General features: G+C 51.3%; 15 protein-coding genes. 10 read left to right on the forward strand and 5 right to left on the reverse strand.

Annotated elements, in window-relative coordinates:
- Positions 1–48 precede the first annotated feature (48 nt).
- Positions 49–894 (forward strand): carboxylating nicotinate-nucleotide diphosphorylase, encoded by an 846-nt coding sequence (gene nadC, locus E1H14_RS08145; protein ID WP_149390955.1) that lies wholly within the window; start codon positions 49–51, stop codon positions 892–894.
- 96 nt (positions 895–990) lie between these two features.
- On the opposite strand, the gene E1H14_RS08150 is transcribed toward nadC, so the two are convergent.
- Positions 991–2835: a flagellar brake protein gene (locus E1H14_RS08150; protein ID WP_149390956.1), complete on the reverse strand. Its 1845-nt coding sequence runs from the start codon at positions 2833–2835 to the stop codon at positions 991–993.
- Between the two features lie 175 nt (positions 2836–3010).
- Here E1H14_RS08150 and E1H14_RS08155 point away from each other — a divergent pair, with 175 nt between their 5' ends.
- The 7 genes from E1H14_RS08155 to eutC all read left to right on the forward strand — a co-directional run bounded on the left by E1H14_RS08155 (position 3011) and on the right by eutC (position 12918).
- Positions 3011–4867, forward strand: a complete 1857-nt coding sequence (locus E1H14_RS08155; protein WP_149390957.1) for an ATP-binding protein — start codon at positions 3011–3013, stop codon at positions 4865–4867.
- Between the two features lie 33 nt (positions 4868–4900).
- Complete coding sequence (locus E1H14_RS08160; protein ID WP_200834066.1) at positions 4901–6250, forward strand: sigma-54-dependent transcriptional regulator; 1350 nt, start codon at positions 4901–4903, stop codon at positions 6248–6250.
- A 295-nt stretch (positions 6251–6545) separates the two neighbouring features.
- Complete coding sequence (locus E1H14_RS08165) at positions 6546–8750, forward strand: TRAP transporter permease (protein WP_149390958.1); 2205 nt, start codon at positions 6546–6548, stop codon at positions 8748–8750.
- A 12-nt stretch (positions 8751–8762) separates the two neighbouring features.
- Positions 8763–9215, forward strand: coding sequence for a universal stress protein (locus tag E1H14_RS08170; protein WP_149390959.1), 453 nt, complete (start codon positions 8763–8765; stop codon positions 9213–9215).
- 129 nt (positions 9216–9344) lie between these two features.
- Positions 9345–10370: a TAXI family TRAP transporter solute-binding subunit gene (locus E1H14_RS08175; RefSeq protein ID WP_200834067.1), complete on the forward strand. Its 1026-nt coding sequence runs from the start codon at positions 9345–9347 to the stop codon at positions 10368–10370.
- A gap of 331 nt (positions 10371–10701) precedes the next feature.
- Positions 10702–12087, forward strand: a complete 1386-nt coding sequence (locus E1H14_RS08180) for an ethanolamine ammonia-lyase subunit EutB (protein WP_149390960.1) — start codon at positions 10702–10704, stop codon at positions 12085–12087.
- A 12-nt stretch (positions 12088–12099) separates the two neighbouring features.
- A complete protein-coding gene (gene eutC, locus E1H14_RS08185) occupies positions 12100–12918 on the forward strand; it encodes an ethanolamine ammonia-lyase subunit EutC (protein WP_149390961.1) in 819 nt (272 codons plus the stop codon).
- Between the two features lie 132 nt (positions 12919–13050).
- Here the strand turns inward: eutC and E1H14_RS08190 are convergent, their stop codons facing one another.
- The 4 genes from E1H14_RS08190 to E1H14_RS08205 all read right to left on the reverse strand — a co-directional run bounded on the left by E1H14_RS08190 (position 13051) and on the right by E1H14_RS08205 (position 16584).
- Positions 13051–13650: a 3'-5' exonuclease gene (locus E1H14_RS08190; protein WP_149390962.1), complete on the reverse strand. Its 600-nt coding sequence runs from the start codon at positions 13648–13650 to the stop codon at positions 13051–13053.
- A 677-nt stretch (positions 13651–14327) separates the two neighbouring features.
- Complete coding sequence (locus tag E1H14_RS08195; protein ID WP_149390963.1) at positions 14328–15341, reverse strand: Rpn family recombination-promoting nuclease/putative transposase; 1014 nt, start codon at positions 15339–15341, stop codon at positions 14328–14330.
- Between the two features lie 242 nt (positions 15342–15583).
- Positions 15584–15862, reverse strand: a complete 279-nt coding sequence (locus E1H14_RS08200) for a hypothetical protein (protein WP_149390964.1) — start codon at positions 15860–15862, stop codon at positions 15584–15586.
- A 122-nt stretch (positions 15863–15984) separates the two neighbouring features.
- Positions 15985–16584, reverse strand: coding sequence for a 3'-5' exonuclease (locus E1H14_RS08205; protein WP_149390965.1), 600 nt, complete (start codon positions 16582–16584; stop codon positions 15985–15987).
- Positions 16585–16721: 137 nt separating this feature from the next.
- On the opposite strand from E1H14_RS08205, the gene E1H14_RS08210 reads away from it, so the two are divergent.
- Both E1H14_RS08210 and E1H14_RS08215 read left to right on the forward strand, forming a co-directional pair.
- The gene (locus E1H14_RS08210) at positions 16722–17726 is read left to right on the forward strand and encodes a hypothetical protein (protein ID WP_149390966.1); all 1005 of its coding nucleotides are present in this window, start codon (positions 16722–16724) and stop codon (positions 17724–17726) included.
- Between the two features lie 200 nt (positions 17727–17926).
- A complete protein-coding gene (locus E1H14_RS08215; protein WP_149390967.1) occupies positions 17927–19645 on the forward strand; it encodes a radical SAM protein in 1719 nt (572 codons plus the stop codon).
- The last annotated feature ends 178 nt before the right edge of the window (positions 19646–19823 follow it).

The raw sequence follows: 19823 nt of genomic DNA on the forward strand, positions 1-19823 counted from the left end.
GTTAAAATGCTGAACTATCTTTTAACATCATACCTGAAGCCCTAATTCATGTTGACACTTGAACAGCTGCAACCTGCAATCCTTGAAAATGTCCGTGCTGCACTGGCGGAAGATGTCGGTACGGGAGATATCACGGCCGATTTGATCCCACCCACTGATCTTGCACGTGCACGCGTGATAACGCGTGAGGCAGCGGTGGTTTGTGGGCGCGCTTGGGTGGATGAGGTTTTCCGGCAAGTGGATGCGCGTTTGCATCTGGACTGGCAGGTTCAAGATGGAGATGTCGTGGTCCCCGATCAGTGTTTATTTGAAGTGGAAGGGGCCGCACGTTCCCTTTTGACGGCGGAAAGAGCGGCTTTGAATTTCCTGCAAACCCTATCGGGCACGGCGACCTTGAGTCGTGATTATGCTCAGCGTGTCGCTCATACCGGCGTGCGTTTACTGGATACACGTAAAACCCTGCCAGGGCTGCGTTTGGCGCAAAAATATGCGGTCAGCTGTGGTGGCTGCTTTAATCACCGTATTGGCTTATATGATGCCTTCCTGATTAAAGAGAATCATATCCTAGCTTCGGGGGGTATCGCTCAAGCGGTTTCGCGTGCCCATCAGATGCATCCCGGTAAACCGGTTGAGGTGGAGGTGGAAAGTTTTGAGGAGCTGGAGCAAGCCTTAGAAGCCGGTGCAGACATTATCATGCTGGATAACTTTACCCCTGAACAGATGCGTGCCGCCGTAGCGAAGACGTCAGGACGGGCGAAGTTGGAGGCTTCTGGGAATATCACCGATGCGACCTTGCTGGATTACGCTCAAACCGGAGTGGATTTTATCTCGATTGGCGCCTTGACCAAGCATTGTCGTGCCATTGATCTGTCGATGCGTTTGCAGCACCTTTAAATCAGAGGGTGCTGGGCGGAAAGGTTCCTTTACAGAACTCTTTATAGGACCTTTTACAGGACCTTTTATAGGACCACGGACGAGGACGGCAGCGCACTAGTGCTCGGTGCGCAGAGCCGGTCGCAGCAAATCCAAATCCAGATCATAGAGCTGTGGATGGCTGGAGCCGAGAATCTCTAAGCCACTCTCTGGCAGGTAGAGGTCGCGTGGCGGGAGGTGGGTGTGTTGATCAAGCTGATACACACGCCGAAGATGCAAGGGCAGGCCGTCTTCATCCTGGCGCATTACCAGAGCCAGGCTTTGATCGCTCAGTTTCACCAAGCTGCCAAGAGGATATTTGCCCAGCTGTCGCCACAAAAACTTGACGCTCCCACTGTGATACTTCTCTGGCTGTTGCAATAAATGTCTGAGGCCGGCTAAGGGATGGTAGATGAGATAGCCTTTCTTCTCGATATGGCTGAAGCGATCCAGCGCATTGATACAGGCGCTGAGTTTACCGATTTTAGACAGATGATCCCCCGCCAGTCCTTGTGGCCAGCCTTCACCATCTAAAAGCTCATGGCTTTCTGTGACAATTCTGAGCGCTTCAGGAGTGATGTCACGACACTCTTTTAAGGCTTCGACTAAACGTTGGTGGGCCTTGCGTAAGGCCTGTTTTTCCTCTTCCGCAGCCAAGCCCGTTTGGTAGGTTAAACCTCCAGGGAGCAGACTATAAGCCAGATCATGACAGAAGCCGCCCAGGATTAAACCGGTCAGGGTGGGTGATTGCACTTGATCGGGATACTGGCGCGCCACCACATCCACTAACAGGAGTGCCACACTTAAGCTGTGATCAAAGAGAGGGCTTTGTCGATCACGTCGGAAGCGTTGAATCAATAAGGCTTGGCGATCCTCTTGCCAGGCACGTAAGAGTTGATCGGTCGCATCCAGTGCTTCGTTTAGAGGTAAGGTTTGTCCGGCACGGAATTTTACCGCCAGATGTTTAATGGCGATGATGCCGGCATCGTAGGCCCGTTGTGGCTGAACAGGCGCTTGTGTGCGTGATTTTTTGGTCGCTTCAGGGCTAGGTGGGGCTTTCTCAGCGTTTGTCTCAGTGGTTGCAGCCTGCTCAGTAGCCTCAAGATCCGGCTTCATCTCGGCCAGAATAGTCTGACGTTGAGGAATAAAAAGAGTGGGGGTGCCTTCTAGCGTACCCTGACGCGAGAAATGAATAAAATCACGTTGTAGATCCCCGACTACGCGGTTTAACTGCTGGCGTTGGTGCGCTGAAGGATCGTCAAATTGACAGCCTAGGTAAGAGAGATTCTTGTCGGCTAGATACTCCAAGCGTAAGGGTTGGAGCTTGAGTTCAAAACTTTCACCATTGGGAAAACACAGTAGCAGGCTTAAAGGTTGAGTCAGCACGGCCTCACCTGCAGGTAATTGCCCGCTAAATTCAAGTCGACAACCTTCGACGGAGAGATCACGTAAGCGCCCGGTCATTTTCTCGGTCACTTCGTTTTGTAAATGCGCAATAATATCGAGTAGGGGGCGTACAGGGGCACGGTAGGCGCGCCGTCTTTGCAGATAAAAGACCTCTTCTGGCCAACTGGCTCGGTATTGCAGCTCACCATTCGCTTCAACATGGCTAGTGAGCGTCAGATCAGGGCAAGTTAGGCGGCAACCGTTATGGCGGGTAATGAGTGTGACCAAACGATTGGCCAGGAGGTGACGGCGGTTTTCCGGTAAGGGCGGATCAAATGCCAGATAACCCTCTTCCAGATTTACCTCATTGAGATAGGCGGTTAAAGAGTAGGGCGTGTCAGCCGGTTCCAGTGTGAGTGCGGTAATGCGCTCCGAGACTTGCTTAAGCATCGAAGAGATCTCACGTTTTGCCTGGATGCGTTCCCCTTCTGGTTCCGGCTTAGTGTTTGAAACAATTTCCAGTTCTGGCTTGTCCATTGTGCCTTCCTCTTGATATTTCGAGAGTTTAGCAAATATTCTGAGGTTATAAATCTGTTATTTTCTGCTTTTTCTGTTTTTATTGAAGGCTATTCTGGTACTAAAACTGAATCTCAAGGCCAGAGACGTTACACTGCAAAGTTTAGCGCTATATTGATCTTTTTGAGACCTACTCATGTCGACGCCCTTAAATCCCAGTCTGCGTTTAGATTCGCCCATTTTGCGGGTAGGCATCCTGCTGACGTTGTGTCTGTTATTAGGTTTAATTGTGTGGCAAGCGGCATTTTTCAGTCGCTCACAAGCGCTCTCTGAGTTGGAGCGTAAGGTGGATGCTGATCTAACGCGTTATTTGATTAGCGTGCAGCAGAAGCTCGATCGTTATAAAGATCTGCCGCAGTTGTTGTCGACCTTTTCCGATATGGCCAGCATTTTGCCTTATCCTGAAACTGAGGCCGAGCGTTTGCGTGTGAATCAGATGTTGGAGCAGATGAATCGTATTTTGGGGGCGACCGATACGTATCTGATGAACAGTGAAGGTTTGACGATTGCCGCCAGTAATTGGGGTTTGCCGCACTCTTTTGTCGGTGGCAATTTCAGTTTTCGGCCCTATTTTCAGATCGCGATGCAGGGGCGAGCGGGGCAGTATTTTGCGTTGGGAACCACTTCACTGCAGCGTGGTTACTTCTTTACCTATCCGATCTATGCCGAGGATGAGATTGTCGGTGTGGTGGCTTTAAAAATAGATGTGAATGATGTCGAGGACTACTGGAGTGACCCGCTACAGGATATTCTGGTGACTGATGAGGATGAAGTGATTTTTGTCTCTACCCGTCCAGAATGGAAATTCCGCACTCTGCGTCCCCTGTCGGCAGCCGATCTGCAGCGTATTCAAGCCAGCCAGCGTTATATTAATCAAACCCTTGAGCCTCTGGCTCTGACACAACGCGTCAGCTTGAGTGCGCATAAGCAGATTATCGAGCTGTTAGAGCCTTCGGCCACTCGGGGCCAGGCGATGGAGGCACGCGGGGCCGAGTCTTATCTGAAGATGACTCGTGCTATACCGGATACGGATCTGCAGGTCTCTATTTTGGCTAATCTGCGCCCGGTAGAGCAGAAGATGGTGTTAGCCGCTTTGCAGGCGGCCTTGGTCTATCTGCTGATCTGCCTGAGTGCTTGGATTGTTTGGTCACGCTATCGTTTACGCCTAGAGCGTGAGGCCTATCAGCTGCGTGAGCACCGCGCTCTGGAATCACGCGTGGAGGAGCGCACGCGTGATCTGCGTGAAACCAACGAGCGCTTGTTGGAGGAGATCCAGCGCCATGAAAATACCCAGAATGAATTGATTCAAACTGCCAAAATGGCCGTTCTGGGCCAGATGGCGGCCGGTATCAACCATGAGTTGAATCAGCCGCTTACCGCCATTCGCCATTATGCAGATAATGCTCGAGAGTTTTTGGAGCGTAACCGGTTACAGCCGGTGTCGGAAAATCTTCAGGAGATCAGTGCGCTGACGGAGCGAATGGCTAAAATCATTCATCCTTTGAAAGAGTTTTCCCGCAAGAGTGCCGGTGAAAATGAGATCCTCTGTTTAAAGGCGGTGCGTGATGGCGCCATGTCGATCTTGTCTGGGCGCTTGCGCAAAGAGGAGGTAGAGGTGAGTTGGCCTGAGCGTTTGGAGGAGGTGTATGTTCTCGGCGATACCTTGCGTCTGGAGCAGGTGTTTGTGAACCTCTTGACCAATGCCAGCCATGCGATGGATGCTCTACCGACTAAACGCATTGAGGTACACCTCAGTGAAGATGCTGAGTATTACTGGGTACACTTCCGTGATTTTGGTCAGGGTATTCAGGAGTTAGAGCGTATTTTTGAACCCTTCTACACGACCAAGGCAGTCGGTCAAGGATTGGGTTTAGGTTTGCCGATTTCACAACGGATCGTGAACTCTTTACAGGGCGAATTACGTGCCATCAATCACCCTGAAGGCGGTGCAGTGTTTAGTTTAGGCTTGCGTAAAGCGGTGATGCCTGAGTAAAAAATCAGTGATTAATTGAGGACGCTCCTGACCATGCTCCATCCTGTACTCTTGGTTGATGATGAAAAACATGTGCGCTTAGCGGCGGGGCAAACGCTGGATCTGGCCGGCTATGCCGTACAAACCTGTGCAGAAGCCAGTGAAGCCCTAAGTCAGATACATGAGGATTGGCCAGGGGTCATCATCACTGACATCAATATGCCGAAGATGGATGGCTTGGAGCTGATGCGCCGCGTGCAAACTATTGATCCCGATCTGCCGGTGATTCTGATTACGGGGCAGGGGGATATTTCCATGGCGGTTCAGGCGATTCGTGATGGTGCCTACGATTTTATCGAAAAGCCTTTTGCTTCAGATCTGTTACTGGATGTGGTTAAGCGGGCTTTGGAAAAGCGTACTTTGACTCTGGAAAACCGCCAACTGCGTTGGGAGTTGGAAGCACAGAGCGCACCCGGTCCACGCATCTTGGGAAAATCGGTGAAGATGCAGCAGTTGCGTCGGCTCTTGGCCAGTGTCGCGGACACCTCAGCCGATCTTCTGCTGATGGCTGAAACCGGTTGTGGTAAGGACTTGATTGCACGTTTTATTCATGAGCACAGTGCACGTCAGGAAAAAAACTTTGTCGCGATTAATTGTGGCGCGGTGCCTGAAGCTTTAATTGAAAGTGAGCTTTTTGGGCATGAAGCCGGTGCTTTTACCGATGCACGCAGTCGTCGCATTGGTAAACTTGAGCATGCGAACGGCGGCACACTCTTTCTCGATGAAATTGAAAGCATGCCGATGTCTTTGCAGATCAAATTACTGCGCGTGCTTGAGGAGCGCCAGATTGAACGCTTAGGCTCGAATCAAATTATCCCCTTGGATCTGCGTGTGATTGCAGCCAGTAAAGCCGAATTGCGTGAGTTGTGTGAAGCGGGGCAGTTTCGTGAAGATCTCTATTATCGTTTGAATGTGTTGCGGGTAGAGATTCCGCCACTGCGCGAGCGTAAAGAAGACATCCCTCTTCTGTTTCAGCATTTTGCCCTGGTGGCTTCGGTACAGTATGGGCGTGAAGTATTGCCTCTCTCGGCAGAGCGCATGCATCGATTGATGTTGCACGATTGGCCCGGAAATGTACGTGAGTTGCGCAACCTGGCGGAGCGTTATGTGCTTTTGGGTGAAAGTTGTACATTTGATTTTGATAATCGTCCGATCACGCAAACCAACACCTCACCGATGGGATTACATGAGCAGGTTGAGCATTTCGAAAAAACGCTGATTCAGACTGAACTGGCACGCCATGGTGGCTCGATCAAAGACACCCTGGACAGCCTAGGGTTGGCGCGTAAGACGCTGTATGACAAGATGCGTAAATATGATTTGGATAAAAAAGATTTTAAATAAATCGATCTGTTCCAAGCTTTGGCTTCGATTCCAAAGCCTTTCATCACGGTTGCCAGGTGTTTGATCTGCTGGATGGGTGGAGTTCCACCCATCTTTTTTCTGCTCTGGGTGAACTTCCTCTCATTTCTCTCTCTTTCTCCTATTTTCCTTTATAAAAAATCATTTTAAAACATAGTGTTGAGTCTATTTTCTGGTTTTGGCATAACCTGTGCTTAGAAGGAGTATCGCGACACGTAGATGGATGCGTGTTGATAACTATAAATCCAAATGCGCTATACGCCTTCTGAGGTACACCATGTCTGAAACCGATAAATCCCTCGATGCGCTCAGTCCACAAGAGCGTGCGAAGCTCAAAGAGCTGATGGAGAAAGACGCGAAGTCGGAACGCAAACTTCAGGGTTTTTGGAAGCTCTTAGTTGCCGCGCTCGGCGCTTCCATGGTTCTGATTTATTTCTACGGTGCGGGTTTTAAAGCCCTCAGCACTCAGTATCACCTGGGTGTGTATGTATTGATCACCTTCGCACTGGTTTTCCTGCTGTATCCAGCCGGTAGTCGCCCTATGGCGATGTCGCTCTCGGTACTAACCGGTTTTTTACTCTCGCTGCTGCTGAGCTGTTTCTGGGTCTATGAGTCTCCTTATGCCCTTTACCAGCAGGTAATGTTGCTGAAAGAAACGGCAGAGTATGACGGTTGGTCATTGGCCTTGTCTCAGGATCTAGGCGAGCTCTATTGGGTGGCGTTACTCACCCTGCCTTTTGCGGCACTACTGCTGCCTTTAGATCAGTGGTTAGCGAAACGCTTTACCCATGCACCGACGATGAGTGATGTGATCCTGTGCGTCATGGTCAGCGCGGCGGTGATCTATTGGATCAGCCAGTTTGAAAAGCTTAACTACCGCGCAGGGGCTGAGCATGAGCTGGATTATCTAGTCAGTATGGTCGGCTTACTCCTGTCTCTAGAAGTCTGCCGCCGTGTGTTGGGCTGGTCGATCACCTTGATTGGTTTGGGGATGTTGGCCTTTGGTCTGTTTGGCCCTTATTTGCCAGAGTTGTTTGCACACCGTGGTTTTAGCATCGAGCGTCTTTCAACCTCGTTATTCTTGACCACCAATGGTGTGTTTGGCGTCATGGCCAGTGTCCTGGCGACCTATGTGATTTTGTTCATTTTCTTTGGTGCCTTTTTGCAGAAATCCGGTGCTGGGAAATTCTTTATTGAACTGCCCCTTGCACTGGCCGGCCGCTCCGCAGGTGGCCCGGCTAAGGTGGCGGTTATTTCATCGGCACTCTTTGGTTCGGTTTCCGGAAGTGCGATTGCGAACACTGTTTCGTCGGGTGCTTTTACCATTCCTATGATGAAACGTGCCGGCTTCAAACCACAAGTCGCAGGTGCGATTGAGCCTGCGGCTTCTATAGGTGGGATGTTCTTGCCGCCGATCATGGGAGCGGGCGGTTTCTTGATGGCGGAACTCACCGGCACGCCTTACTCCACCATCATGGTTCTGTCGATTGGACCGGCCATCATCTACTTCCTGTCGATCTTTATGATGGTTCACTTTGAGGCGAAAAAGCACAACTTGATTGGCACACCGGGTGAAATGCTGCCGCATTGGAAAGAAGCTTTAAAAGCCGGTTGGTACTTTGCCTTACCGCTGGTCATCATCACCGTGCTGCTTTTATCGGGTCGATCGGCCGGGAATGCTGCTTTCTGGGCGATGTTGTCCTGTATTGCCGTGAGCTGGGTGCGTAAAGAGACACGCATGGGCCCCAAAGAGATCTGGGAAGCGATTCAGATCGGCGCGCGTAATACCCTGATTGTGGGCGCAACCATGGGGGTAATAGGGGTGATTGTTGGGGTGATCTCACTGACCGGAATGGGTCTGAAGTTCTCCGACCTGATTATCTCTATGGCCGGTGGTAGCCTCTTTTTAGCCCTGGTATTGGTGGCTTTGGCGTCCTTAGTGCTGGGGATGGGAGTGCCGGTGACGGCTGCTTATCTCATTGTGGCAGTGTTGGCCGTGCCCGCTTTGGGTGAGTTTGGTGTCGCGGTGATTGCCGCCCATATGATTGTGTATTGGCTGTCACAAGACTCTAACATCACGCCACCTGTCTGTGTGGCGGCCTATGCGGGGGCAGCGATTGCCGGATCGGATCCTTGGAAAACCGGTTGGACGGCATTCAAGTTTGCCAAGATGCTCTACATCATGCCGCTGCTGTTTGCCTTTGTTCCGGCCATGTTGCTCGATGGCTCCTTGACCGAAATCCTGATCGCTTATAGCTCGGCGGTGATGGGAACGATCGCCTTCTGTGCCTTTGCGATCGGTTATGTACGGCGCAAAACCACGCCGGCGGAGTGGGTGCTGTTAGGGGCCGCCACTCTGGCACTTTATTGGCCGAGCCTGATCTCGGATGCCGTGGGCCTAGCCCTGGTGGCTTTGGTCTTCTGGTTGCAGCGTGATGCTCGCCCAGCGCAACCGCTCACCCCCTCTTCAGTCGTGTCTTAAGGAGTCCGTGTTATGGCGTTGTATCGCACCCTTTTATTGGCCACCGATTTCTCTGAAGCCTCCGACTGCGCTGTGCTGCATGCCCTGGAGTTGGCGCGCTTGTCGGGCGCACGTTTGCATGTCTTGCATGTGATCACTGAGCTGACCGATAAGCGTCGTCGACGGTTACCGGCGGAAGTGATGGAGGTGTTTGCGCGGGAAGTGGAAGTGCATGCCATTGAAGATATGAAACATTTTTGTCAACGCCATCTGGCTGCTGCCAGCGCAGAGGGTATTGACGTGACAACGGATGTTGTCATCGGACGTAGTGAAGAGGAGATCCTGCGTCAGGCCAAAGATCAAACGGTTGATCTCATCATCTTGGGCACTGCGGGGCGGACTGGAATTGAAAAGGTTCTAGTCGGTTCTACGGCTGAGCGTGTGATACGCGCAGCCGAGGTGCCCGTTTTGACGGTCAGAGTTTGATTTGTTGTAAGGCTTCAGCCTGTTTGGAGCCTGCTGGGTGGATCCGCCTTGGTAAAGAGGAGCTTTCTGAGCGCGGATTGACTTAAGCAAAAATGCTTGCTCATCATAATTACAAACGAGGTAAACCTTATGTTCACAAAACCGATCTTAAAAAAACAGAGTTTTAAAAAATCTTCCGGTTTCCTGGGTATGGCTGCGGCAGCGGTTGCGGCTATTTCCCTGACTCTCGCACCGGTTGTCAGTGCCCAGTCGGTTCAGCGTTTGGCCTTCTCCGGTGGGCCGGATGGCGGAACCTTCCAGTTTTTTGCCAACGGCATTGCCACCCATCTATCGCGCAATCTTGAGCGTGTGGATGTGTCTAACATGGCTTCTGCAGGATCCGTGGAGAACCTGCGTCGTGTGAACTCGCGTGATGCCGATTTTGGGATTGTCTATTCAGGTGATCTCTATCTCGGTGCTCAGGGTCAATTGACCGAAGACACACGTCAGTACCGTAATGTTCAGGCCATCTCTTATATGTTTGGTGCACCTGCGCATCTCATCGTCTTGGACAATGCCGGCATTACCGATGTGGCTCAGTTGGCTGGTAAAAACGTTGCGGTTGGCCCTGCAGGTTCAGGCGCGGCGGCTTCAGCGCAGCGTTTTTTTGAAGGTGTGGGTTTGTGGGATAAGATCAATCCGCAGTATATCGGTTATAACCAAGGTGCTTCGGCACTGGGTGACCGTCAGATCGACGCACTCTGGGTTTTTGCCGGTTTCCCGAATGCATCCGTGATTCAGGCGGCGACCAGCAACCGCGTACGTTTGCTGCAAGTTCATGAAGCCGCTGAAAAAGGCACACTGTTCCAGGATCATCCTTATTATGCACAAGTGACCATTCCAGCCGGAACCTATCCAAACGTTAATTATGATGTGGTCACCATTCAGGATTCGGCTTTGTGGGTAACGGGCCGTCATATGTCAGAAGCAATGATTTATGACATGGTCAGCAAGGTCTACTCAGAGGAAGGTTTGGCGTTTATGCAAACGGTTTCGAGCGCGGCTTCGGCTATGACCGTGGAAGGTGCTCTGGAGGGGATTGTGAATACTGTCCACCCAGGAGCGGCTAAATTCTGGAAGGAAAAGGGCTTAACTCTGACCGACGCGCAGAAGTAACTTTTACACTTAAATCCTAAGACGCTAACGCCTCGCTTGTTCAAGTTGAGGCGTTTTTTTGCGCGAAGTTTTTTATCTTGGCCGCATCCTGGTGCAAGGGATCGAGCTTCAGCCACTTTTTAGCCACTTTTCAACCGCTTCATTTCGCCTCTGAATTTAGAGCCTTCCTTTTTTGAGTTTTTTGCCTCTGTGCGTTCAGCGCTATCCGATGCAATATCAGCGAGTTACCTTGAGTAAGCGTGACAGAGGGCTTTAAAGCAATAAGTTAAGCTATTGGCATGAATTTTTCATTCCTTTCAAGAAAATTCGTTTCCGATGTCAAGGCAAGGCCATGGGCTATCAAACCTCTCTAGGCGGTACCGGCTACCGATTCAATGATCTTAAAACCCTCATGGCGAAGGCTACACCGTTACGTTCAGGTGATTGCCTAGCGGGTGTGGCGGCGACTGATGCACGAGAGCGGGTGGCGGCTCAAATGACCCTCGCCGCAGTGCCGCTGAAACGTTTTCTTCAGGAGGCCCTGATTCCCTATGAGGAAGATGAGGTCACACGTTTGATACTGGATCGTCATGATGCGGAGGCCTTTGCTCCGGTTGCGCATTTAACAGTCGGTGATTTCAGAGATTGGTTGCTTTCCGAACAAGCCACCTCCGCAAGCTTGCGCAATCTGGCATCGGGTTTAACACCTGAGATGGTCGCGGCTGTCTCAAAAATCATGCGTATTCAGGATCTGATTCGGGTGGCTCAGAAGATCGAGGTGGTGAGTGCTTTTCGCAATACATTAGGCTTAAAAGGCCGGTTATCCACCCGTTTACAACCGAATCACCCTAAAGATGATCCTGCAGGGGTGGCTGCCAGTCTGTTAGACGGTCTGCTCTATGCTAATGGTGATGCTGTGATCGGCATCAATCCGGCGACCGATAACTATCATGCAGTGACGCGCTTGATGTGTTTGCTCGATGAAGTGATTCAACGCTATGAGATTCCAACTCAATCCTGCGTTTTAACCCATGTGACGACACATCTAGAAGCCATCAATCGTGGTATGCCTGTGGATCTTGTCTTCCAATCGATTGCAGGAACCCAGGCGGCGAATGCAAGCTTTGGTGTGTCTTTGTCGGTGTTGCAGGAAGCACAGCAAGCGGCATTGGCCTTAGGGCGTGGGACGGTGGGCAATAATGTGATGTATTTTGAAACCGGTCAGGGTAGTGCGCTGTCTGCGAATGCCCATCATGGCTTAGACCAGCAAACCTGTGAAGCACGTGCCTATGGAGTCGCGCGGCATTTTTCGCCTTTATTGGTGAATAGTGTCGTCGGTTTTATCGGCCCTGAATATCTTTATGACGGTAAGCAGATTATTCGTGCCGGGTTAGAAGATCATTTTTGTGGAAAACTGTTAGGCCTGCCGATGGGGTGCGACATCTGTTACACCAATCATGCGGAAGCGGATCAGGATGATATGGACATGTTGCTGACGCAGCTGGCGGTGGCGGGAATCAATTTCATTATGGGGATCCCTGGCTCCGATGACATTATGCTCAATTATCAAACCACTTCTTTCCACGATGCTCTTTATGTGCGCAAGGTGCTGAATAAGGCGCCTGCCCCGGAGTTTGCGACTTGGCTGCAAAAGATGGGGATTATGGATGATCAGCACAATCTTTTAACGGGTCATACTCTACCCAGTGCCCTGGCTCATTTACAGGCTAAGTTGTGAAGGAGGGATGCGATGTCGGACTTTAATCAAGCGCTAGTCACACCAAATATTTGGGCCAGTTTAAGACGTCATACCCCAGCGCGTATCGGCTTGGGGAGAAGTGGGGTGAGCCTACCTACGCAGGCTTTATTAGAGTTCCAATCGGCTCATGCTCAGGCGCGTGATGCCGTGAAATTACCCTTGGATATTCAGCAGTTGCAGCAGGATCTAGCTGAGCAGGGCGTGCCGAGTCTTAGATTGCATTCACAAGCGAAAGATCGCAGCCTGTATCTGCAAAGGCCGGATTTGGGTCGGCGTTTGGATGCGGATTCTGCCGCCAAGCTAAAACGCCTAGCGACCCTGCCTGGGCTCCAACACAATAGGCGCCAGGTCGTGGTGGTGATTGCAGATGGACTGTCTTCGACAGCGGTACAGCAGCAGGCAGTCCCCATGTTGCTCGCGATTCAATCAGCTCTTCAGGCTTTGAGTATCACGATTTCTAGCGTCTGTGTTGTTGAGCAAGCACGCGTGGCTTTAGGGGACGAGGTGGGTGAGTTATTGGCAAGCCAAGCCGTCATCCTGCTAGTGGGCGAACGACCGGGTTTGAGTTCACCGGATAGTTTGGGCATCTATTATACCTATGCCCCAAGAGTCGGTTTAACCGATGCGGCACGTAATTGTATCTCGAATATTCGACCCGGGGGACAGAGTGTCGAAGAGGCGGCAACTAGACTGATCTGGCTGGTGAAGGAGTCTTTTACACGAAAACTCTCAGGAGTGGCGCTTAAAGACCAATCGGGAGGCTCTGATGCCCTAGAGGTTGCGCAGGGGCGGAGTTTTTTATTGGAGTGAAAGGTCGGAAGTGGTTTGTTAGTTATGTTTGTAGTGATCAGCGCAACCTCTAGGTTTTCTACTTCAAGAGTTATGCCATGCAAGCTGGCTGTTGAGCGCTAGTTATCAGAACTGAAGCGCGGTAATAAGCTCTCATTTTTCAACACCATCAGTCCGCGCCATAATTGCTAGTGACCAATCCATTTGCGGGAGCAATCTGGCCATATTCCGAGCATCATCAATACCTCGGTGCGGTTGGCCTTCGAATGTCAGGGCGTGAAACTTAAGAGCCGCTCCTAAGCCGTTGTGCTTGCGCTCGCCAGTGGTCATTTTCCAGAGGCTCTTTAGGTTAAGATGAGGCAGTCTCATGAAGGTAGGCATGCAGTCTTCACGTGCAGATTGAGCCGCGATATGACGCCTGTCATAGTTGCCCCAACTGGCCCACAGCCTGAGATCCGGCCAGGAACGGAGCCAAGCATCGACTTCGGGTACGACCTCTGCAAAAACGGGCGCTTGATCGACCATCATCTGTTTAATCGAGGTCAGCTGCTGACAGAATGGACTGAGTATTGGGTTGATCTGTGGCCGAACCAAAAATGAGCGACTTTCCAGTATCACCCCAGCGCACGTTGCCACCACACAACCTAACTCAATGATTTCCATTTCATGGACAGATTGGCGTGATCCAGATGGAGCGATTTGGTTTTCCCAGCAGGTGGCTTCCAAGTCCACGATAAGTATCGCCTGTTGCATCGGCTCCTCCTCTATCGTCTTAGGTTTGGAGATGTGGCGACAGATTCACGTGCAAACTAGAGTGGGCGTTAGCTGTATAGGATCTGATTTGAATTCATTCAGCTATAAATTAAAAAGGCAGACCGGTAAGTACCTGATCCGCCTTCTAAAATTTGGTAGCGGGGGCTGGATTTGAACCAACGACCTTCGGGTTATGAGAATGAAGAAGCTAATGTCCCGTATCAGTTATAATTCCCTTAAAGTGACGTAAAATCAGCATGTTGTGTGGGTCGTGCGCGATGTGGTCTCTGGTTTAATACTACTTTTCATCACTTTTCGACAATTGGTTTTGTCACAAATTGAAAAGGTGTTTTTACACATGAAATGACCTTAGGTTGGCAGGTCCGAGGGGGAGTCGAGAAGTGCTCAATGGTCCTGAGCCAGTCAAGGAGTTCAGTGAGCAGTGGCTTGATGAGGTGCTCACAGTGGTATCTGCGTGCCTGTTAGGAATGTAGCGCATGATATGACTGAACACATGCGCATGCAGCCCCTATGTCCAATGAGGGTCACAGCTGCTCAAGTTTCAGGCCCACGCCCAAGCGGCTGAGGTGTAGCCTTGAAAGGACGTCGTTATGTCTCAACATCTGGCCGTAGCGGTAAACTATATACTGCATCAGTCGAGTCGGCTGGCATGCCAGTCAGTGCTTACCCATCAGTACTTCGAGACCATCGGCTGTCAGTACACCTTTCGTCCAGGCATCCAGCTGAGAGGCATCAGCTTGATTTATCAGCTGAGCCACCCAATCAGGCAGGCTACCAAACTTCAATTCAAGCAAAGCGAGGGCTGTTTCACGCATTGTCTCCATGCGACCTTCCATGCGGCCTTCCATCCGTCCACGTTGGACCCCGATTTGCTCCCCTTGAAGGCGCTCTTTCTTGACCAGGTTTTCCAAGTTCTCGGCTAACATGTCTTTATCCTCGACTAAGCTGTTGAGCTGTTCCAGGTTCACATCCGCGCCCAAACGGCTAAGGTGGCGCTTGATCCAGCGAGTGACGATCTTATCCACCCGATCCTTGTGAGGATCAGCCTGAATGATGGCGACTATGCGGTCTACGGCACGCTGCAATGACTCCCAGCTGTCACCGGCATTCTCGACGCTGAACATCCCGCTCAGCGGTGTGGGATGAAGCCCTAGTTCTGCGTCGCTGTAGCGGCCTTCATCCACCAGATAGTAACGCAGATGCGGCTGATAGACTCGCAGAAACGCAGGTGGTTCCGGCTGCACCAGATCATAGATGTCCTGCTTGGCCGTCCAGCGCTGCGAGCCGTTATACAGAACGATTGGCAGCACCGGTGGAAGTCCCTGGGAGGGGGTGGTGTCCTTGTGCTTCAACAGATGATCGTAGAAGCAGGCCACATAGTGCATCAGCCGGATCGGCATGCTCCTGTCGACCTGAGATTGAAACTCCAGCAGGATGTACAGGTAAACCTGTTGGGTGACACCGTCCCAGGTCACTTCGACCGACCAGACCACATCCTCGAACTTCTCCTCGAACAAGGGCGTGATGTAGTTACCGCTGTGGTTTTTCAGTGTACTGAAGTCCATGATCTGCGCAATCTCGGATGGCATGAAGCCTTCGATCAACTGCTGAACGAACTCTGGGTAGCTGAAGACCTCTTTATAGCCGGTATCGTGATGCTGACTTGCCATGGTGACTCCTGTCTGAACACTGATCAGTCTATCACAGAGGTTTGGTGTGAAAGGAGTGATAGTTTTTGCTCTTCTTGCGTCATCAGTCGCTGATGGGTCATCAGAATGGCGAAGCCAGGCTGCATATCATGATCCTCTGGACTCTGTGGGCTGGGCGTTCAATCCTGCACGATCAGCCCCGGTCTGGCCGCCACTGATGATCATGTTGAGTGTCATGGTCGTTATCCTGGGTGATCGATTGCTCAGTGCAGGCTCTCTACTGAAATGTAGTCATTGGGGCGCAGTGTTCTGATGGCTTGGGCACCGGCGCCACTCAAACAGAGCCTGGCTACTTCGCGGGTCATATAAAAATGATGACAGCTGTACTCCCTGCCCAGAGTACGGTAACGACTGCCACCCAGTGTGATGAAGTCGGTTTTCGTGTCATCGGTCTCGCTGCTCAAAACCTTGGAGGTAAGAATCCAGTCACCCGGATCAAACCGCTGACTGAAATCCTCCACAACCGTGGCATGAATACGCATAAAGGGTTCATGGGGTGTCTCGCAACCGGGGAGGGGATGAAAATACAGGCATTCCACATCCCGGATAATCGCGGTTACCTGGTAGGGGGTGGCCTTGCTAACCCTGTTTTCGGTCGAGTCGTTCACGGTTCAAGCCCTTCAGTGCGTGCCAAGCATGCCAATGACCAGTCCATATAGGGCAGCAGCCTCGCCATATTGCAGGCATCGTCAATCCCGCGATGGGGCTGACCCTCAAATGCCAGTGCGTGGTACTTGAGAGCGGCCCCCAGCCCGTTGCGTTTGCGCTCGCCTGTCGTGTGCTTCCAAATCGACTTGAGATTCAGATGGGGCAGACGCATGAAGCCCGGTGTACGGTTTTCACGTCTGGACTGAGCGGTGATATGCCGGCGGTCATAATTGCCCCAGCTGGCCCATGCACGCAGTTCTGGCCAGGCACTCAACCACGTATCCAGCTCAGAAACGGCATCAACGAATAACGGCGCATCATCTACCATCGCCTGAGTGATTGATGTCAGCTGCTCACAGAAAGGACTCAGCACGGGATTGTCCCGTGGTTTGATCAGAAACGAGCGCTTGTCCAGAACTTCACCCTTGCGGGTCGCTATTACACAGCCAAACTCAATGATTTCCATTTCATCAATGGATTGGCGGAACCCTGATGGGGCGATATGGTTTTCCCAACAGGTCGCTTCCAGGTCCACAATCAGTAGCGCAGCATCCATAGCGTTCTTCCTGGATCTTGGTGGTGAAGACACTCGGTCGTCTTTTTTGTGTTTGACGAGGCCATGTGAAATGAGTGTAATGGAATAAACAATTAAGTCCAGTCGAATGGATTTATGATATTCAGAGACATTTTGTGATGGCCAAGCACGACCTCAATATCGAAGAGATGACGATGGATGCCGTGCTGGCGCTACTCAGTTCGAAGCAAAATCCAACCCTGAGCTGGCCTATGATCGGACAGGCGATCCGACGGTTGGAATTATTGGGTTACCCCAAGCAGCGTTCAGGGGGACAGCACTGGCTGGAGCAATTGGTGGAGCCGATCGGAATCAAGCGGACGGCCGCCTGGCGCTATCGTGCTATCGCCAAAGACTGGCCCTGGTTGCGACGAGAGCTGCTCAAGCAAGCGATCGATGCGCCAGTGCTTGATCAGTTAGAGCCAACGGTCAGCGCCGAGCAGGTCGAAATTCTGATCCGAGTGGTGAGAGCAACGCCGCCCGAAATATGGAAAGCCGTGGCCGAGCGAGTGTTACATCGCGCGATTAGTCTGCGTGAAATCCGTTGCATCTGGTCTCATCATCGGCCGGTATTGCGAGGTAAAACCGCGCGTGGACGGGGTTCTCGCGGTTTTGTTGAAAGTGTAGCGGTAGATGAGCAGTTGCCTGAAACCCAAGGAGCACGTTTCAAAGGCCTCGTCTGCCAGCTGTTGGAGATGCACTACCCCGCAATACTGGAACAGCAACTGGCACAGCGACTGCTCAGATACCGCTTTGATTCCAATACTCAGGAACTTGAGGTAATGGGCATTGCGCTGGATGCCGTCTGCAGTGTGCTACCTGACGGGCATCGCCTGCCGCTCATTCACGGCTTTGTGATCATGCAGGATGTCGATAACACGCATGCGTTGTATCAGCGCTTTGCCGCACTGGCACCTTTCGTTGATGTGTTGTGGCTGGTTGCCCCTCAGGCTGTGGAGTTGAATGGATCGGTCGGCTTGATCATCAGTGACGGGGTTCACATCCAGGGGGTGCATGCCTCTGAACCCTCTCATGTACTGGCACAGGAAGCGCTGACCAACCCTTTGGTATTGCGGTGGCAGCAGCGTATGGGAATGCAGATGATGCGTGAGGGTAAGCGCTGATGTTCCTGAAAAAGTCTGACGGATGAATAAAGGGGGAGCTTAGAGCCCCGCCGGGGCTTCTCACCTGTGTGCTGGCACAGGCTTTCTCCAACCTGGAGGCGACTCTGCTTTTCATCTCCGATGGGATCAATTGTCGTTGGCTGGATTGTTGTGTAATCTGAAAGCGATAGATAGCTGTTTGAAAAGGACGACACTACCTCATGGACTACCAGTTATCCCAGAGCGGGCAAACAGCTCATGTTGAAGTCACGCGGCTTCCAACAGGTGATCCTCTCCCCGCACTGATTGAATTAGAGAAAGAGCTGGCAGATCAAAATCTGAGACGGATTGAGCTGTTTTTCAGTGAAGGAGTATCCCCTCCGGTAGATCGCCTGACTCATGCCGGCTATCAGGAATCTGGTTCAGAACGCTTTTTCAAATCGGTACACTATCAACCTTCTGTTCGTTTCTCGATCACTGAAAAGTGCAATTACGCATGCTTCTTCTGCCATGAAGAAGGCATGGAGATGGGCAAAGCACGTGCTGCTGCCCAACAGGAACAGCTATTTGACGTTCTGCGGCAATTCCATGAGTTGAATTATCAGGATTTTACGTTTACCGGTGGAGAGCCTTTGCTCAACCCGAATAAGATTGTTGCCTGTCTCGATTACATGGAATCAATAGGCTATCTGCCTGACATCACGTTTGTTTCCAATGGGCTGGCTCTGACCGAAAAACTTTTGGCCCGCCTGCAAGCTTATCCCGGCAAAATGCGCTTTAACATTTCTATGCATAGCCTTGAAGAGCATGCCTATAACCAGATTGTGCAGGATATACAAAAGCCGAACGCGCCACTTCGTCACAACGAGCACCGCCGCGTAAAAGAAAATTTGCTGAAGCTGCAAACGGCAGGTATCCCTTTCAAGCTTAACTTTGTTCTATTGAAAGGTCTGAATACATCAGATGAAGCCATCCAGGCTGTGTTGGATTACGCACTACAGCTTGGCGCAACGCGGATCAAGTTTTTGGAGCTGCTGTTAACCAAAGAACTGAATCATCTGTATGGATACTTCTACCGGCTGGATGCACTGCGCGAGCGTCTAAGTGACCAGCTGACTCTTACAGAACGGAGTTTCAGGCGTGATGTGTATCGCTATGCAGATACACCGTTGGAGCTTGAATTCCAGCATTGTACCTGCGCCAGAGGCTGCAACACCTGCACCGTAAATCGCGACGCTAACTTTACTGCCGAGCTGAAATACTTTCCCTGTTTCCTGCATTCGGATGAAGACTTTGATTTGAAAACTGTGGCGCTTGAACAGGCAATCGCGCAAGGCGATCAAAAAATTCAACGCATGGCACAGTACTATGGTGATGACAGTCCCATCATTGTTCGTAATCACTATCTGACTCAAGAGGAGCAGTTTTATTACTATCTGGCCTCCTCCAGCGCTATAGAGCAGCTCAAAAGAAAGCTCTCGCTCGAGGAAAGGCTTGAGCGCAGACGGGATTTCAACGAAATCTACCTTACATTGGTAGGTCAAGCGGGCGACGATTTTTCCACTGTGTACAAGCTAAGCCGCAATAGTTACGACCAGCACGCACTGGAAATCGAGCAGGCTTACAGTTTTGATCCGCTCAAGCCAGGATTGGTCACGACGCATTTTTCTGGCGAAAGCCAGAAGGTCATTGACCCGGACTTGTACCTGAAACAGCTGGCAGAGCATGGGTATGAGCAGCGTTTAAACTTGAACTGGTCCATCTTTTTTTACCGTTTGCAGTGGTCCAGTTCTGTGAGGCAATCAGAGTTATCCATCAGCCATAACCCTGAGAGTGGGCTGTTCTTTGTCAGGTCTGATACTCCCTTGGATGATGAGCAACTGAAGCCGATGACAGAGCCACTGGCTTCGTATATCAGCACCAGAATGCGGCTAGCATGAGTACCAACAAATTTGTTTGCAACACAATGACACATAGGTTAGTTCATAATACGGAGCTGACGGTAACGAGATGAAGGGGCAGGTTATGCCAACGACAATGAACGTCGCTAATTCAAATGGACCGGTCGAAAGTGACCATTGGCTGATCTGTGTCGCGGGATCATCCCCGGCGGTTGTG

Source organism: Nitrincola tapanii (genome assembly GCF_008368715.1).
Lineage (GTDB): Bacteria > Pseudomonadota > Gammaproteobacteria > Pseudomonadales > Balneatricaceae > Nitrincola > Nitrincola tapanii.

Coding starts and splice junctions, on each gene's coding strand:
- nadC (WP_149390955.1), top strand. CDS start 49: ATGTTGACACTTGAACAGCTGCAACCTGCAATCCTTGAAAATGTCCGT.
- E1H14_RS08165 (WP_149390958.1), top strand. CDS start 6,546: ATGTCTGAAACCGATAAATCCCTCGATGCGCTCAGTCCACAAGAGCGT.
- E1H14_RS08210 (WP_149390966.1), top strand. CDS start 16,722: ATGGCCAAGCACGACCTCAATATCGAAGAGATGACGATGGATGCCGTG.
- eutC (WP_149390961.1), top strand. CDS start 12,100: ATGTCGGACTTTAATCAAGCGCTAGTCACACCAAATATTTGGGCCAGT.
- E1H14_RS08160 (WP_200834066.1), top strand. CDS start 4,901: ATGCTCCATCCTGTACTCTTGGTTGATGATGAAAAACATGTGCGCTTA.
- E1H14_RS08205 (WP_149390965.1), bottom strand. CDS start 16,584: ATGGATGCTGCGCTACTGATTGTGGACCTGGAAGCGACCTGTTGGGAA.
- E1H14_RS08155 (WP_149390957.1), top strand. CDS start 3,011: ATGTCGACGCCCTTAAATCCCAGTCTGCGTTTAGATTCGCCCATTTTG.
- E1H14_RS08190 (WP_149390962.1), bottom strand. CDS start 13,650: ATGCAACAGGCGATACTTATCGTGGACTTGGAAGCCACCTGCTGGGAA.
- E1H14_RS08200 (WP_149390964.1), bottom strand. CDS start 15,862: ATGCGTATTCATGCCACGGTTGTGGAGGATTTCAGTCAGCGGTTTGAT.
- E1H14_RS08175 (WP_200834067.1), top strand. CDS start 9,345: ATGTTCACAAAACCGATCTTAAAAAAACAGAGTTTTAAAAAATCTTCC.
- E1H14_RS08170 (WP_149390959.1), top strand. CDS start 8,763: ATGGCGTTGTATCGCACCCTTTTATTGGCCACCGATTTCTCTGAAGCC.
- E1H14_RS08215 (WP_149390967.1), top strand. CDS start 17,927: ATGGACTACCAGTTATCCCAGAGCGGGCAAACAGCTCATGTTGAAGTC.
- E1H14_RS08180 (WP_149390960.1), top strand. CDS start 10,702: ATGGGCTATCAAACCTCTCTAGGCGGTACCGGCTACCGATTCAATGAT.
- E1H14_RS08150 (WP_149390956.1), bottom strand. CDS start 2,835: ATGGACAAGCCAGAACTGGAAATTGTTTCAAACACTAAGCCGGAACCA.
- E1H14_RS08195 (WP_149390963.1), bottom strand. CDS start 15,341: ATGGCAAGTCAGCATCACGATACCGGCTATAAAGAGGTCTTCAGCTAC.